Here is a 14,294-nt window from a genome sequence, read left to right on the forward strand (position 1 = left end):
TGTTCACATGAAAAATTTGTCAAGGTTTAAATATGCAATGTTAAAATTTTTAACAATCAGTTTGGGCAAAACCTAAATGTAAATTTTTCAGGAAATCTGCGCGGAATCCTTTCTAAAATCAAGAGGCGTTGTCTTGTAATATTTGTGAAAAGTTTCGCAAAAGTAGCTTGTTCCAGAAAAACCGCATTCATAGGCAATTTCAGTAATCGGAATGTCAGTCTTGCAAAGAAGCTCTGTGCTGATTTTTAGCCTGTATTTTATAAGATAAATTATCGGAGATTCCTTTAAATACTGGCTGAAAATTGAAGAGCATTTGCTTTTGCAGCAGAATCCGGCGGAAGCAATGTCTTCAAGTGAAATTTTCTTCTTATAATTATCCTGAATAAAAACTATCATCAGCTTTAAAGCGTTAAGTCCCGCTGAATTTTGTGCCGAACTTTCAGATTTTATGTCCACGTTAGAATAGACAAGCTCGAATATGCTGAAAAAATTCCGCTGCGTTACAAACTGCCAAGTCTTTGTGTCTTTTTTTAAATGAATTTCTTTTAGAAGTTTTATAATTTTATTTTGCCACTGGATTTTCCGGCTCAATTTTATAAATGGATAATTTGCATTGTACGTAAACGGCTTTACAAATTTTTCATCAAAATCCTTATTGGAGCAAAGCAACGAAGGATTAAGCAAAATGCAGATAAATTCGCAGTCTTTGCGGTCTGCTGAAAATCCGTAGTGAACTTGCCGGCTGTTTACAAAGATTGCGTCTCCCGCTTCAATTTCAATTAAGTTTCCATTTACGTTGTAAGTTTCAAGGCCTTCAAGAACAACTATAAATTCCCAGTCCTCATGCCAGTGAGTGCAGCCTTTTAAATCAGGATAGCAAGATAAAAATCCGCTTGTAATATACGCAGGAAAAGCCGGATCGTTGTACGCAACATTTTCTGACAAATCCACATTGAAAGTTGAATAACGCTTCAAAAACTGCCTCTTAAAAAAAAATGGAAGATTGTTATATTAATTTAGCATATAGTTAAAGATTTTGAAAGCAACCAGTGGTAATATTGATAAAAAACAGGTGTTGTTTTTATAGCATTTTTTTACTTAAAAATTATTACGGGGGATTTTATGACATTTGCAGAAAAAATTCTTGAAGCCGCACAGGAAGGAATCGTACTTCTTAGGAACAATGGAAATACGCTTCCGCTTGAAGAAAATGAAACTGTTTCTATTTTTGGAAGATGCCAGTTTGATTTTTACAAATGCGGAATGGGTTCTGGAGGTTCAGTACGCGCGCCTTATTCCACAAATTTAACAGACAACATTCCAATGGCGAACAAGGAGCTTGCAGAAATTTACAGAAACTGGATAAAAGAAAATCCGTTTGACAATGGCGGAGGCGGCTGGGCAATGGAACCTTATTTTCAAAAGGAATTTCCTGTTTCAGCGGAACTTGCAAAAAATGCCGCAAAAGTTTCAAAAAAAGCAGTTTTTGTTGTAGGAAGAAATGCCGGCGAAGACAAAGACTTCACAAAAGAAAAAGGCTGCTGGTTTTTAACTGACGAAGAACGCAACGCAATAAAAGAAATTTGCGCTGCATTTGAAAGCGTTATAATTGTTTTCAATTCATGCGGAATAATCGACACAGCTTGGATTGACGATGAAGAATTTTCTGGAAAAATAAAATCCGTAGTTTATGCTTGGCAAGGCGGTCAAGAATCTGGAAGAGCCTGCGCAAACATTCTGTGCGGAAAATCAGTTCCATGCGGAAAACTCACAGACACAATCGCAAAATCAATAGACGACTATCCTTCCACAAAAAATTTCGCAACGCCAAATGAATCTTTTTATATGGAAGATATTTATGTCGGCTACAGATATTTTTCAACATTCGCAAAAGAAAAAATTTTGTTTCCATTTGGATTCGGACTTTCCTACACAGAATTTAAAACTGAATTTGTTTCTTCTTCTGTGGACGGAAAAAATGTAAACGTAAAAGTCCGCGTAGAAAACATTGGAAAAAAATTCAGCGGGAAAGAAATTGTCCAGCTTTACATTCAAGCTCCGCAAGGAAAACTCGGAAAGCCTTCAAAAGTTCTTGTCGCATTCAAAAAATCAAATTTGCTAAAACCGGGACAGTCAGAAGAGCTTGAGCTTTCGTTCAATTTGGAATCCACAGCTTCTTATGACGACTCTGGAATTTCTGGATTTGAATTTTCATTTGTTCTTGAAGAAGGAAAATATTTTGTGTTCTTGGGAACTGATTCTGAAAGCGCAAAAAAAATTCCTGTGGGAAGCAGCGATTTTATTTCAGTTGAAAAAACTTACGCCACAGAAAAACTTTGCCAGGCTCTTCCTCCAAGAAAAGCTTTTTCAAGAATCAAGCCAGCGCAATTAAAATCGGACGGAAATTATTCAATTCAAGAAGAAAATGTTCCGCTCGAATCATTCAGCCTTGAACAGCGCATAAAAGAAAATCTTCCAAAAGAACTTCCGTTCACGGGAAACAAAGGAATAAAATTTCAAGACGTAAAGAAAAATCCTGAGCTGCTTGAAAAATTTGTTGCGCAGCTGAACAATGAAGAGCTTGCAACTCTTGTGCGCGGAGAAGGGATGATGAGCCGCAAAGCGACAATGGGAATCGCATCAGTTTTCGGGGGCGTAAGCGAATCTCTTTATGACTACGGAATTCCTGTTGCAGGATGCGCGGACGGACCTTCTGGCATAAGACTTGACACAGGAAAAGAAGCTTCTCTTATGCCGATAGGAACTTTGCTAGCTTGCACTTGGAATCCGCCTCTTGTTCAGGAGCTTTTTGAATTTGAAAGCCAAGAGCTAATGCAAAATCAAATTGACACAGTTCTTGGGCCTGGAATAAACATTCACAGAAATCCGCTCAACGGAAGAAACTTTGAATATTTTTCCGAAGATCCGCTTTTAACTTCCGAAATGACGCTTGCAATTTTAAAAGGTGTTTCAAAAGAAGGACCGTTTGCAACAATAAAACATTTTGCCGCGAACAGCCAGGAAACGCAAAGACGCGAGCACGACTCAATAGTTTCAGAACGCGCGTTACGAGAAATTTATCTCAAGCCGTTTGAAGCCGCCGTAAAACGTGGAAATGCCCAGTCAATTATGACAAGCTACAATCAAATCAACGGACATTTTGCGGCAAGCAACTATGATTTAAATTCAACAATTCTCCGCAAAAACTGGAAATACACAGGCATTGTTATGACCGACTGGTGGGCAAGAATAAACGACTGCGTAAAAGGCGGAAAAGGAGAAATTGAACTTACAGCTTCGATGGTCCGCGCGCGAAACGACATCTACATGATTGTAAACAACGACACTGCGGAAAAAGACGGAAACAACGACAATATAAAGTCAAGCTTAAAAAACGGCGAGCTCACAACTGCGGAACTTCAAGTTTGCGCAATGGACATTATAAAATTCCTTGCAAAAACTCTTGTCGCTGAACGCAAGCTTCGTCCGTTAAACAATATTCCAGTCTTGGCTCCAAAAGCTGAAAATCAGAACGCAAAAAATCCAGCGCAGGAAAATTTCAGATTTCTTTGCAACGGGGAAACAAAAAGGATTTTCTTTGCGCCAGAAAATGGAGTTTACAATGTGCTTGGAGTTTATTCAAAGCCAGCAGAAGTGGACAAAGTTTCGCAGTCTGTATGCAATGTGCTTATCGATGAAAAACCAACATTCGCATTTGAATGTCGTTCCACAGAAGGAAAAGAAACAGGCGCTGTAATCGGGCAGGTTCAGCTTGAAAAAGGCAACTATGAAATTTCGCTTGAGCATACAAAGCCCGGAATCGAAATAAAATTCGTTGCATTGTCAAGAGATGTTTCTGTTTCATCTGGAATCGATTATTTAAAATCTGAGTAAAAAAATGCCGCAGTGGAAGTTTCAAAATATGCCACTATTTGAAAAACCCACTCATCACAATTTCCATTGCGGCTTCTTGTATATAACTTTTTTTTTTATTAAAATAATTTCATTATGAAAGCTATAGTTACTGTTGTTGGCGCAGATAAAGTCGGTATAATTGCAAAAGTTTCAGCGTATCTTGCAAAGCATTCTATAAACATTGCGGATATTTCTCAGACAATTTTAAGCGGAAATTTCGTCATGATGATGATGGTTGATTTTGACAATTCAGACATTGGAATTGACACTGCAAGAAAAGAACTTGTTGAAGAGCTGGGAACACTTGGCGTTGAAGTCAACATAATGAACGAGAAAGTTTTTTCTGAAATGCACAGAATTTAAAAATAAAAAACTCCAGTCTGAAACTCAGAATGGAGTTAAAACCAAACACACACACTTTTAAACCAACTCGAGGAATTAGTTTAAACCTGTGCCTGTTGCTGGCACTTTTTATAAGACTGCAATGCAAATGCAAAGCAGTCTATTTTTTTTATGCAGTTTCGCCAAGAGACTTGCATTCAGCAAGAGCAGCTTCATCTGGAGCAAGCTGAGCTTTTAAGCCTTCGCCATTTACAACAGTTGCGCCAGCTGCCGAAAGACGTTCAACCCAAGTTCTAAGCCACTGTCCATCGCCCCAGTCATAAGAGCCGAATACAGCAACTTTTTTTCCGCTCAAGCCGCCTTCAAGATTTGTGAAAAATTCTTCCATCGAATCTTCAAGAACTTCATCTCCCATCGCAGGGCTTCCGAGTATAATAACATCGCAAGCAAGAACATCCGAAACATTTGCTTCACTTGCAGTTGACATCAAGAGTTCCGCGCCGCAAGATTTTACACCTTCAGCTACAGCGTTTGCCATTGCCTCTGTGTTTCCAGTTGTGCTTGCATAGATTACAGCTTTCTTCATATTTACCTCACATAAAATTTATTGTTTTGCAAATTGCTTCAAAATTATTTCCAGCTTCTAAAAGGCTTGAACACAAAGCAGAGCATTTTTTGTAAAGCTCCATTTTTTTTACAGCTTCCGCGACATTTCCGTAGACCGCCCAAGCCCCGGAAAATTTTGTTTTTGTTCCGGAATATTTTTCGTATCCAACAACATCTTCCAAAGGATAACCAAGAAAAACTCCAATCTCATGCGGAAAAATTTCGCAATAAGAAAGGCGATTCAAAAGCTCATTCAGAACATTTGAAATCCCCTTGTCTGTAAAATAGCCTTTTAAATTCAAGTACGACAAAACTTCAGGCTTTGAAAGAATTTCCTGAACAAGTTTTTCATCATAAATGAAAAGCAAAAAAAGATTCTCTCCCCTTCTTGCAATTTTTATTTTTTTCTGGCTGCCCTCAAGGATTTTATTCCACAGAAGGATTTTTTTGTATTCACAAAACAGCACTTTTTTTGAAACAGAAACAAGACTTGAAGGCTTTGCTCCGCATAAAGTCGGCGCCCCCAAGTGAATTACTGTCTGCTCAAAAGTTTTCATACAACCTCAAAAAAAATGCGGGCATATCACATCAGTGGCTGTGTAAGGAGATGTAAACTTAGGATTAAGAACCGCAAGTTTATATGCCCGCTAGTAATAAATATAAGTTAGACTAAACTAACTTACAAAAGTTAGCATATAGTAACTAAAAAAGATTGTCAATCATTCTGGGAAAAATTTTAAACAAAAAAAATCCGCCATTCTAAAACAGAACAACGGATTCAAAAATTTACGTTTCAAGAAAAATTAGATTTCTGAAAGTTTCTTTTGAACAAGAGAACTTGCTTCTGCAGGATTCGCCTTTCCTTTGGATTCTTTCATAACCTGTCCCATAAGCCAGCCAACAACATTTGTTTTTCCAGACTTAAAGTCAGCTACAGCTTTTGGATTTGCTGAAATTACCTTGTCAACAATCGCTTCAATTGCTCCGCTGTCGCTTACAACTTCCATGCCGTCAGATTTTATAATTTCCGCCGGCATTTTATTTGTCTCAAGCATTTTTGCAAAAACAACTTTTCCCTGCGCGCTTGAAATCTTCTTTAAGTCAATTGCATTTACAAGTTCCGCAATATGGGCAGGCGTTATAGAAACATCGTTGATTGTTTTTTTGTCTTCATTCAGTTTTGCAAGAAGCTCGGTGAGGATTATATTTGCAGTGCGCTTTGGATTTTTTGTTCCGGCAGCAGCTTCTTCAAACCAGACAGCCAAGTCGCGGCTAGAAGTCAAAGTTTCCACATCAAAATCAGAAAGTCCGTAGTCCTTCTTTAATCTTGTGCGCTTTGCTTCTGGAAGCTCTCCGACTTTTGACCTTGCATTTTCAATAAGCTCTTCGCTTACGCTGAACGGCTTTATGTCCGGCTCAACAACAAAGCGATAGTCAACAAAAGAATTTTTTGTGCGCTGAACAACAGTCTGGCCTTTTGATTCGTCCCAGCCCATTGTAACTTTAAATCCCGGATTGAATTCCTGACGGTCTTCCTGAAATTCTTTAAGCTGACGCTGTGCTTCATAAGTGCAGGCATCACGGATTGAACGGAACGAGTTCAGGTTCTTGATTTCAGAAATTGGAGTGTGGTAAAGTTTTCCGTCTTCCCAAACATTCAAGTTGATGTTGGCATCGCATCGCATATTTCCTTCTTCAAGGTTTCCGTTTGTAACTTTCACATAGCGCAGAATTTCCTGAACAGTTTCCATAAAAAGAGCGGCTTCTTCCGGGCTTGTCATATCCGGCTTTGTTACAATTTCAATAAGCGGAGTTCCAGAACGGTTGTAGTCGATGTAAGAATGTGCGCCTTGCAAGTGCAATGACTTTCCTACGTCCTCTTCAAGGTGAATGCGCTCAACACGGACGCGCCGGTATTTTCCGTTTTCAATAATGCAGTCCTGACCGATGAAATTTTTTGCGCGGCATTTTTCCGAACCGAACTGCTGTTCCTTTGGATACTTGTGCATCGGAAGGTCTACATATCCATCGTGGCAAAGCGGAATATCGTATTGCGTTATCTGATAGCCTTTCGCAAGGTCAGGATAAAAATAATGCTTGCGGTCAAATTTTGTAAAGCGTGAAATCTCGCAGTTAAGAGCAAGCCCCGCAACAGAACCAAGCTCAACATATCCTTTTGAAACACGAGGCATCGCTCCCGGAAGTCCAAGGCAAACAGGACAAACGCGGGTATTCGGCATTCCTCCGTAACGGTTTTCGCAGGCACAGAACGCCTTTGTTTTTGTCAAAAGCTGCGTATGAATTTCACAGCCGATTACAATTTCATATTTATCAATAGAAGGCATTTTTACTTTTCCTCCGCAACAGGAATTCCGCATCCCTTATGCTCGTTTTCCCAGGCTTGGGCAATTTCAAGAATTTTCATTTCGCTGAACATAGGTCCTGCAAACTGAATTCCAACAGGCATATTTCCGTTTTCCGCCGAAGTTCTTCCAGCCGGAACAGACAAAGACGGAATGCGGGCAAGGTTTACAAATGTCGTGAACAAGTCGCTAAGATACATGGCAAGCGGATCGTCAACTTTCTGTCCAAGCTTAAAAGCTGGAGTCGGGCAAGTCGGGCAAAGAATCAAATCGAACTGCTCAAAAAGCTTTGCAATTTCACTCTGAATGCGGGCGCGCACAGACATTCCTTTTTTGTAAGTGTCGCCTGAAAACTGCTCCGACAAAACGTAGTTTCCGATTATAATTCTGCGCTTGACTTCCGGACCAAAACCATTGCTTCTTGTGTCCACATAAAGCTCATCGTATCCCTTGCCGTTGTCAATTCTATTTCCGTAGCGAATTCCATCAAAGCGGCTCAAATTCGACGCGGCTTCAGACAAAGCGATTACGTAATAGCTTGCAATGGCGGCATCAAGAATCGGAAGATCAACAACTTCTATTTTTGCGCCTTTGGACTCAAACCAGCCGCGGGTTTCTTCAAAAACTTTTGCAACATCCGCGTCCATTCCTTTTGACTCAAGGAACTGCTTTGGAACTGCTATTTTCAGTTTTGAAAAATCAGAGAAAGCTTGAACAGAAGGCTTTGCATCAGGCAAATCAGCGGAAGTGTCGTCATAAAAATCAACGCCGCTCATAACGCTCAACGGAAGCGCAATGTCCTGCGGAGTGTGTCCAAGGATTCCAACCTGATCCAAAGAAGAGCCGTAAGCAACAACTCCCCAGCGGCTTAGAACACCGTAAGTAGTTTTTAGACCGTAGATTCCGCAGTAGCTTGCAGGAAGACGGACAGAACCTCCAGTTTCAGTGCCAAGAGCAAATAAAGCCTGATTCGCAGCAACTGCAGCAGCAGGACCGCCGGAAGATCCACCTGAAACATAAGCGCGGTCAATAGGATTTCTTGTAGGACCGTAAACAGAATATTCAGTGGAAGAACCCATTGCAAATTCATCTTGATTGCATCTTCCAATCGGAATTGCGCCGGCTTTTTCAAGACGGTTTATTACAGTCGCGCTGTACGGAGCAACATAGCCTTCAAGAATTTTACTTGAGCAGGTAAGTTTTTTTCCGCGAACAGAAATATTGTCTTTTACCGCAAACGGAATTCCAAGAAGAGGCTGCTCATCAAAAAGCTTTTCAAGAGAACCGTTATTTCTAGCTTCTGCAATCTTCTGGTCGGCATCTTCCGCAGACTTTAAAATATCGTCATAAATCTCAAGAAAGGCATTAAGAGGCAATGCTGAATTTTTGTCAGCTTCAAAAGTTTCCTTGGATTCCTTTACCAAAGCCACGCTTGAAGTTTCTCCACTTTTTAACGCCTCTACAGTTTCTTTTATAGTCTTGTACTTCATCTTACGCACCTTCTCCCAGAACTTTTGGAACCTGGAAATATCCGTCCATGAAATTCGGCTCGTTTATTTTCTTGACATCGTGCATCTCAAGCCCTGGAACAATTTCGTCCTCGCGTAGACATTCAGCCTTTGTTGTAGGATAAGCGTCATAGGGATTTTCGCTGTCATCGTATTTAGAAAGAATATCAAAGTATCCTACAATCTCGTCCACCTGCTTTTTTAAAGTAGCCATATCTGTGCTTTCCGGGGAAAGACGTGAAAGGTATAAAAGTTTTTCCAATGTTGATTCGTCAACGGTACGTTTATTTTCACTCATGTTGCGATTATACAAAATTTAGAACGTTTAAGCAATTTAAGGACAGAAGCATTTCTTTTATGAAAAACGGCTTTAATTGCTTAAATGCAAAAAAAAATGTAAACTTCATTTTGCGTGAATTTTTTCCGCCTGAAAAAAAAGATGAAAGACTATTACAAAATCCTAGGCGTTTCAAGAACAGCGACAATCGCAGAAATCCGGCGCGCATACAGAAAGAAGGCGAAGATTCTACATCCGGACATAACGGGTGAAGACTCAAAGGCCTTCCGCGAGCTTGTGGCAGCCTACGAAGTTTTGTCCGACATAAAATCACGCGGACTTTTTGACGAGTCAGTTTTATTCAAGCAGAGCAATTTCCACCGAGAAAAAAATTTTGAATCATTCGACTACAGAAAATGGCTTTTGGAGCGCACAGATGATGAAAGCCGCGCCAAGCTGATTTTTTTTGATCTTCTGCACAACAACGAGGACGAAGCTGTAAGGGAATTCAAAAGAATGAACATGGAGCGCGTTGGATTCAGACTGTCAAGGTGGTTCACGCGGGAAGACTTTATGGACTACGGATTTATTCTTGCGGAAGAACTTGTTCTGCGGCAGGAATACTACGATGCTGTCATTCTTCTGGATCAGATTATACGGATGGAATTTTCGTTTGAATATTTCAAGCTTTTTTTTCCGGAAGTAAAGAGCCTTGCACGCCATATTCTGCGCAACAACATTGAAGGAGCCGTGAACGACGAGCTTGCAATAGACGCATGGGAGCGCGCGCTTGAGCTTAGGTTCGGAAAAAATGATGACGCGTTTTTTCTTTTAAAGATTGCGGATTCTTATGAGCGGATTGGGGATTTTCAGACTGCAAAAATATGCAGAAACGAAGCCGCAAGAATTTCCGCGGAAACAAAATAGGAAATCATGGAGTTTATATATGATACGTTTAAAAAATGAAGAGCAAATCAATGGAATCAGAAAAAGCTGCCACTTGCTTGCTGATTTATTCAACGAAATTATTCCAAAGGTAAAGCCCGGGGTAAGCACAAAAGAAATCGACGACTGGTGCGTAAACTTTGCAAGAAAGTTCGGGGCGACTCCGGCATGGTACGAAGAGGATTTTCCGGGATGCGCATGCATAAGCATAAACAATCAGGTTATCCACGGAGTTCCTTCCAAAAAACGGATTGTAAAAGACGGCGACATTGTTTCGCTTGACATCGGGCTGAATTTAAAAGGCTACATTTCAGACAGCACGCACACAGTTCTTGTTGGAAACGTAAAACCTGCACACCAAAAACTTTGCCGGGTTACACGCGAATGTCTTTTGGCTGGAATTGACGCTTGCAAGGCAGGAAACAGAATCAGCGACATTTCAAACGCAGTATATGACATTGCGTACAACCAGAACAAATACGGCGTTGTCTATGAATACTGCGGACATGGAGTCGGCCTTGAAGTCCACGAAGATCCAAGCGTCTGCAACTGTCCTTCAACTGGTCCGAATCCGCGCATTCAAGCTGGAATGGTTCTTGCAATCGAACCGATGATTAACGAAGGAACTGCTGACGTTGACATTGAAGAAGGAAGCGACTGGACTGTTGTTACTGCGGACGGTTCTTGGAGCTGCCACGAAGAACACACTGTAGCAGTCTTTAAAGACCACACGGAAGTTCTCACCGACTTGGACTACAACGGAAATTCATGTTTAAAATAAGACATAAAAATTTGAATAGATTTTCAGGAGTTTAATTATGGAAAAAATCAAAATGAAAAATGCGATCGCCGAGCTTGACGGAGACGAAATGACAAGAGTTCTGTGGAAGGTCATCAGGGAAAAACTTCTTGAGCCTTACGTTGAGCTTAATGTTGAATACTACGATCTTGGCTTAAAGAACCGCGATGACACAGATGACAAAGTAACTTATGAAGCCGCGGCAGCAATCAAGCGTCTTGGCGTTGGAGTAAAATGCGCCACAATCACAAGCAATGCCGCCCGCATGGAAGAATACAAGCTCAAGCAGCTTACACCTTCACCAAACGGAATTCTCCGTGGAGAGCTTGACGGAACAGTTTTCCGCGCGCCGATTTTTGTAAAGAACATTCAGTGCAATGTTTCTTCATGGAAAAAGCCGATTGTTCTTGGCCGCCACGCTTACGGCGATGTTTACAAGAACTGTGAGATAAAAACTCCAGGAGCAGGAAAAGCCGAACTTGTTTTCACAGGCGACGATGGAAAAGAAATCAGAAAAACAATTCAAGTTATGCGCGGTCCAGGAATAATTCAGGGAATTCACAACTTGGACGATTCTATAAGAAACTTTGCGCGCTGCTGCTTTATGTACGCCTTGGACAAAAAAATCGATGTATGGTTCGGAGCAAAGGACACAATCAGCAAAATCTACGACGGAAACTTCAAGGCAATTTTCAATGAAGTATTTGAATCCGAGTTCAAGGAAAAATTTGAAAAAGCCGGAATAGAATATTTTTATACGCTCATCGATGACGCAGTTGCACGCATAATGAAATGCGAAGGCGGAATTCTCTGGGCTTGCAAAAACTACGACGGAGATGTTATGAGCGACATGATTGCATCTGCCTGCGGAAGCCTTGCAATGATGACTTCAGTTCTTGTTTCCCCAAATGGAGAATTTGAATACGAAGCCAGCCACGGAACAGTTCAAAAGCACTACTACAAATATTTAAAAGGTGAAAAAACTTCTACAAATCCAGTCGCATTGATTTTTGCCTGGACAGGAGCACTTGCAAAACGCGCCGAACTAGACGGAACTCCAGAACTTGCAGAGTTTGCCCGCAAACTTGAAAAGGCAACTCTCGATGTTATTGAAGAAGGAACAATGACAGGAGATCTTGCCCGCCTTGCAAATCCGCCAGCAAAGAAAATTGTAAACAGCTGGGAATACATCGATGAAATTGCGACAAGAATGGCAAAATAAAATTTAACTTTATGAACTTCTTAAAGCTTTAAAAGTCCGCCAAAAGGAATATTGAAATTTCTGCAAAGAGTTTCATATTCTTTTTGGTCATTTTTATTTTTAAGGCTTGTTACAAAAAAGCTCATATCAGGCGGAAGAAATTTTGGCTCATGTTGATTTTTTAACGATGTATTTTTTATAACTTCAAGAGCATGATTTGAAACTCCGTCCCTGCTATCCACAACAAAAACTTTTTTTCCGCCCGCACTAGAAAAATATTCTTTTATATCTTCCGCCATATGCGTAAAATGCGTGCATCCAAGAATTATAGTATCGCAGCCGCATGAACAAAAAAAATCCACGGCAGGCTTTACCGCATCAAGACGTTCTTCTTTTGAAGCATAAAACAAATCGTGCTCTATAAAACTTATCAAGTCAGGGTCGCCTCGATTGAACACTTCACATCCAAAAGCAAAATCAGAAATCAGTTTTTTGCAGTAAGGATGCTTTACAGTTGCGTTAGTTGCAAGCAGTCCGATTTTTTTGTTTTCCGTAACTTTCGCAGCAAGCTTTATTGCAGGAACAGTTCCAACAATCGGAACATCAGGAAATTTTTCTCTAAGCTGATTCAATGCCGTTACGCTGATTGTGTTGCAGGCAATGACAACAAGACGCGGATTCCACAAGTCAAGAATTTTTTCTATTGATTCAGAAGCGCAAGATGTTACTTCCTCCGCTGATTTTTCTCCGTAAGGAAAATGAACAGTGTCGCCAAGATAAACGCATCTTGAGCCAGGAGATTTTTCTTTCAGCAAAAGCATATACGGAATGCCGCCAGTTCCGCTGTCTAAAAATGCAAAGTCAATTTTTTCACTCATAAAAACCACAGAATATTTTTATTTTAAAGATGAAATTTTATATGCAAGTGCGCCCCAGATTCTCGCAAAGAAATTTATCTTTTCACTTTTTCTGTCAGCAACAAGAGGAACTGTATTTAAAACTCTTCCGTCAAGTGAATATGACAAAGTTCCAAACTGAGTTCCTTCCTCGAATTCTCCAAAAATACTTTTTGGAATATTTGCCGTAACATGAATTTTCTGCGCCGCTTCTTGTGGTGAAATTCCAGAAATAAATGGAACAGAAAAATTTTCACTTTTTGCAGGAACAAGGCAAACGCTTTTTAAAGAAGAGCCTGCAACTCCAACACAAAAACTATGAGGCCGTTTTGCAATATACGGAGAAAATTTTGAAAACGCATATTCCATCAAATTAGTTCCGTCTTTCACTCTGTAAATATTTCCTTGCGCGCTTCCAATTCCAGGACCTTTCATCGTAACAGAAATATAGCGGACACCGTTTCGTTCCGCAGTAAGAGCAATGTTAAATCCGCTTTCATAAATAAAACCAGTTTTCAATCCATCGCAGCCTTCAAGAGAGCCAAGCAATTTGTTTGTGTTGTACTGAATCACAGCCTGACTGTCGCCGACTCGTTGCGCAGATTCTCTTGGAAGATTTTTTGCAAGCGGATAACGCAAAACTTTTTGGGAATGAAATTCAGTGATTGCAAACGGAAATCTTTCTATGTATTTTCTGCAGAAAGCTGAAAACTCTTTTGCAGTTGTAATATTTTTTTCACTGTAGCCGCTTGATTCCACAAATTCAGTTTTTACCAAGCCCATTTTTTTTACAGTTTGATTCATCCGCTCAACAAACGAATCCATGTTTCCGCAGACATATTTGGCAACAGCAATCGAAGCATCATTTCCGCTGGCAATCGCAAGTCCAAGCAAAAGTTCTCTAAGCGTTACTTTCTGCCCTTCGTCCAAAAACATTATTGAAGCATCGCTTGGAAGATTTCTGGCCCAGCTTTCAGGCGGAAGCGGAACAACATCGTCAAGGGAAATTTCACCATTTTCAACAGCCTCAAAAACAACATACATTTCCACAAGCTTTGTCATTGAAGCCGGTGGAATTTGAACATCAGCATTTTTTTCAAAAAGAATATTTCCTGTTGCAAAGTCAATAACAATTGCGCTTTCTGCATTTACAAATAAATCCGCTGGAACATACTGAAACGGAAGTTCTGAAACAATATCTGCGCGCTCAGGAAATTTTTTGTTCAGCGACTGCTCAAGAAAATTCTGCTGCTCCAAAGAAAGAGGAGCCGGTTCTTTGGGATTTAAAAGTTTATAAACAGAAACTGCTTGCGCCGAAAATAAAATAAAAACAACAGCTAAAACAGAAAAAATTATTATGCGTTTTTTTTTCTTTTTATTGTTATTGAAATTTTTATTTTCTTCTATGCTGTTAAAAAAATCTGATGTGTAAGTTTCCATTA

Annotated in this window: 13 protein-coding genes; 5 read left to right on the plus strand and 8 right to left on the minus strand. The window is 40.1% G+C overall.

All coding sequences use genetic code 11. The features are described 5' to 3' along the window. Window positions 1–87: 87 nt before the first annotated feature. Entirely contained in the window at window positions 88–975 is an 888-nt protein-coding gene (locus Q0N70_RS01605; protein ID WP_294012839.1) for an AraC family transcriptional regulator, read from the minus strand. A gap of 147 nt (window positions 976–1,122) precedes the next feature. On the opposite strand from Q0N70_RS01605, the gene Q0N70_RS01610 reads away from it, so the two are divergent. Then, entirely contained in the window at window positions 1,123–3,894 is a 2,772-nt protein-coding gene (locus Q0N70_RS01610; RefSeq protein WP_294012843.1) for a glycoside hydrolase family 3 N-terminal domain-containing protein, read from the plus strand. Between the two features lie 114 nt (window positions 3,895–4,008). Further along, window positions 4,009–4,278 (plus strand): ACT domain-containing protein, encoded by a 270-nt coding sequence (locus Q0N70_RS01615; RefSeq protein WP_294012845.1) that lies wholly within the window; start codon window positions 4,009–4,011, stop codon window positions 4,276–4,278. 148 nt (window positions 4,279–4,426) lie between these two features. Here Q0N70_RS01615 and Q0N70_RS01620 read toward each other — a convergent pair whose 3' ends face one another. The 5 genes from Q0N70_RS01620 to gatC form a co-directional block, all read right to left on the minus strand. Further along, window positions 4,427–4,843 (minus strand): flavodoxin, encoded by a 417-nt coding sequence (locus tag Q0N70_RS01620; RefSeq protein ID WP_294012848.1) that lies wholly within the window; start codon window positions 4,841–4,843, stop codon window positions 4,427–4,429. A 7-nt stretch (window positions 4,844–4,850) separates the two neighbouring features. Continuing rightward, window positions 4,851–5,420, minus strand: a complete 570-nt coding sequence (locus tag Q0N70_RS01625; RefSeq protein ID WP_294012851.1) for a DUF3793 family protein — start codon at window positions 5,418–5,420, stop codon at window positions 4,851–4,853. Window positions 5,421–5,666: 246 nt separating this feature from the next. Next, window positions 5,667–7,208 carry an Asp-tRNA(Asn)/Glu-tRNA(Gln) amidotransferase subunit GatB gene (gene gatB / locus Q0N70_RS01630; RefSeq protein ID WP_294012854.1) on the minus strand — a complete coding sequence of 514 codons (1,542 nt, stop codon included), beginning with the start codon at window positions 7,206–7,208 and terminating at the stop codon, window positions 5,667–5,669. A 2-nt stretch (window positions 7,209–7,210) separates the two neighbouring features. Beyond that, window positions 7,211–8,716: an Asp-tRNA(Asn)/Glu-tRNA(Gln) amidotransferase subunit GatA gene (gene gatA / locus Q0N70_RS01635; RefSeq protein WP_294012856.1), complete on the minus strand. Its 1,506-nt coding sequence runs from the start codon at window positions 8,714–8,716 to the stop codon at window positions 7,211–7,213. Between the two features lies 1 nt (window position 8,717). Next, complete coding sequence (gene gatC / locus Q0N70_RS01640; RefSeq protein ID WP_013700656.1) at window positions 8,718–9,032, minus strand: Asp-tRNA(Asn)/Glu-tRNA(Gln) amidotransferase subunit GatC; 315 nt, start codon at window positions 9,030–9,032, stop codon at window positions 8,718–8,720. A 141-nt stretch (window positions 9,033–9,173) separates the two neighbouring features. Here gatC and Q0N70_RS01645 point away from each other — a divergent pair, with 141 nt between their 5' ends. From Q0N70_RS01645 to Q0N70_RS01655, 3 genes are read left to right on the plus strand one after another with little or no spacing between them, the layout of a single operon-like run. Beyond that, the gene (locus Q0N70_RS01645; protein ID WP_294012861.1) at window positions 9,174–9,938 is read left to right on the plus strand and encodes a J domain-containing protein; all 765 of its coding nucleotides are present in this window, start codon (window positions 9,174–9,176) and stop codon (window positions 9,936–9,938) included. 19 nt (window positions 9,939–9,957) lie between these two features. Beyond that, a complete protein-coding gene (map, locus tag Q0N70_RS01650) occupies window positions 9,958–10,737 on the plus strand; it encodes a type I methionyl aminopeptidase (RefSeq protein WP_294012864.1) in 780 nt (259 codons plus the stop codon). A gap of 37 nt (window positions 10,738–10,774) precedes the next feature. Then, on the plus strand, window positions 10,775–11,977 hold the full coding sequence (locus tag Q0N70_RS01655; protein WP_294012867.1) for an NADP-dependent isocitrate dehydrogenase: 1,203 nt from the start codon (window positions 10,775–10,777) through the stop codon (window positions 11,975–11,977). A 20-nt stretch (window positions 11,978–11,997) separates the two neighbouring features. Here Q0N70_RS01655 and murI read toward each other — a convergent pair whose 3' ends face one another. Then, window positions 11,998–12,834 carry a glutamate racemase gene (gene murI / locus Q0N70_RS01660; protein WP_294012870.1) on the minus strand — a complete coding sequence of 279 codons (837 nt, stop codon included), beginning with the start codon at window positions 12,832–12,834 and terminating at the stop codon, window positions 11,998–12,000. Between the two features lie 18 nt (window positions 12,835–12,852). Beyond that, window positions 12,853–14,292 (minus strand): D-alanyl-D-alanine carboxypeptidase family protein, encoded by a 1,440-nt coding sequence (locus Q0N70_RS01665; RefSeq protein ID WP_294012873.1) that lies wholly within the window; start codon window positions 14,290–14,292, stop codon window positions 12,853–12,855. Between the last annotated feature and the right edge of the window lie 2 nt (window positions 14,293–14,294).

This window comes from uncultured Treponema sp. (genome assembly GCF_945873775.1).
Lineage (GTDB): Bacteria > Spirochaetota > Spirochaetia > Treponematales > Treponemataceae > Treponema_D.

Excerpts from the sequence above, each read along its gene's own strand:
- Q0N70_RS01610 (WP_294012843.1), top strand. The coding sequence starts at position 1,123 with ATGACATTTGCAGAAAAAATTCTTGAAGCCGCACAGGAAGGAATCGTA.
- Q0N70_RS01615 (WP_294012845.1), top strand. The coding sequence starts at position 4,009 with ATGAAAGCTATAGTTACTGTTGTTGGCGCAGATAAAGTCGGTATAATT.
- Q0N70_RS01620 (WP_294012848.1), bottom strand. The coding sequence starts at position 4,843 with ATGAAGAAAGCTGTAATCTATGCAAGCACAACTGGAAACACAGAGGCA.
- Q0N70_RS01625 (WP_294012851.1), bottom strand. The coding sequence starts at position 5,420 with ATGAAAACTTTTGAGCAGACAGTAATTCACTTGGGGGCGCCGACTTTA.
- gatB (WP_294012854.1), bottom strand. The coding sequence starts at position 7,208 with ATGCCTTCTATTGATAAATATGAAATTGTAATCGGCTGTGAAATTCAT.
- gatA (WP_294012856.1), bottom strand. The coding sequence starts at position 8,716 with ATGAAGTACAAGACTATAAAAGAAACTGTAGAGGCGTTAAAAAGTGGA.
- gatC (WP_013700656.1), bottom strand. The coding sequence starts at position 9,032 with ATGAGTGAAAATAAACGTACCGTTGACGAATCAACATTGGAAAAACTT.
- Q0N70_RS01645 (WP_294012861.1), top strand. The coding sequence starts at position 9,174 with ATGAAAGACTATTACAAAATCCTAGGCGTTTCAAGAACAGCGACAATC.
- map (WP_294012864.1), top strand. The coding sequence starts at position 9,958 with ATGATACGTTTAAAAAATGAAGAGCAAATCAATGGAATCAGAAAAAGC.
- Q0N70_RS01655 (WP_294012867.1), top strand. The coding sequence starts at position 10,775 with ATGGAAAAAATCAAAATGAAAAATGCGATCGCCGAGCTTGACGGAGAC.
- murI (WP_294012870.1), bottom strand. The coding sequence starts at position 12,834 with ATGAGTGAAAAAATTGACTTTGCATTTTTAGACAGCGGAACTGGCGGC.
- Q0N70_RS01665 (WP_294012873.1), bottom strand. The coding sequence starts at position 14,292 with ATGGAAACTTACACATCAGATTTTTTTAACAGCATAGAAGAAAATAAA.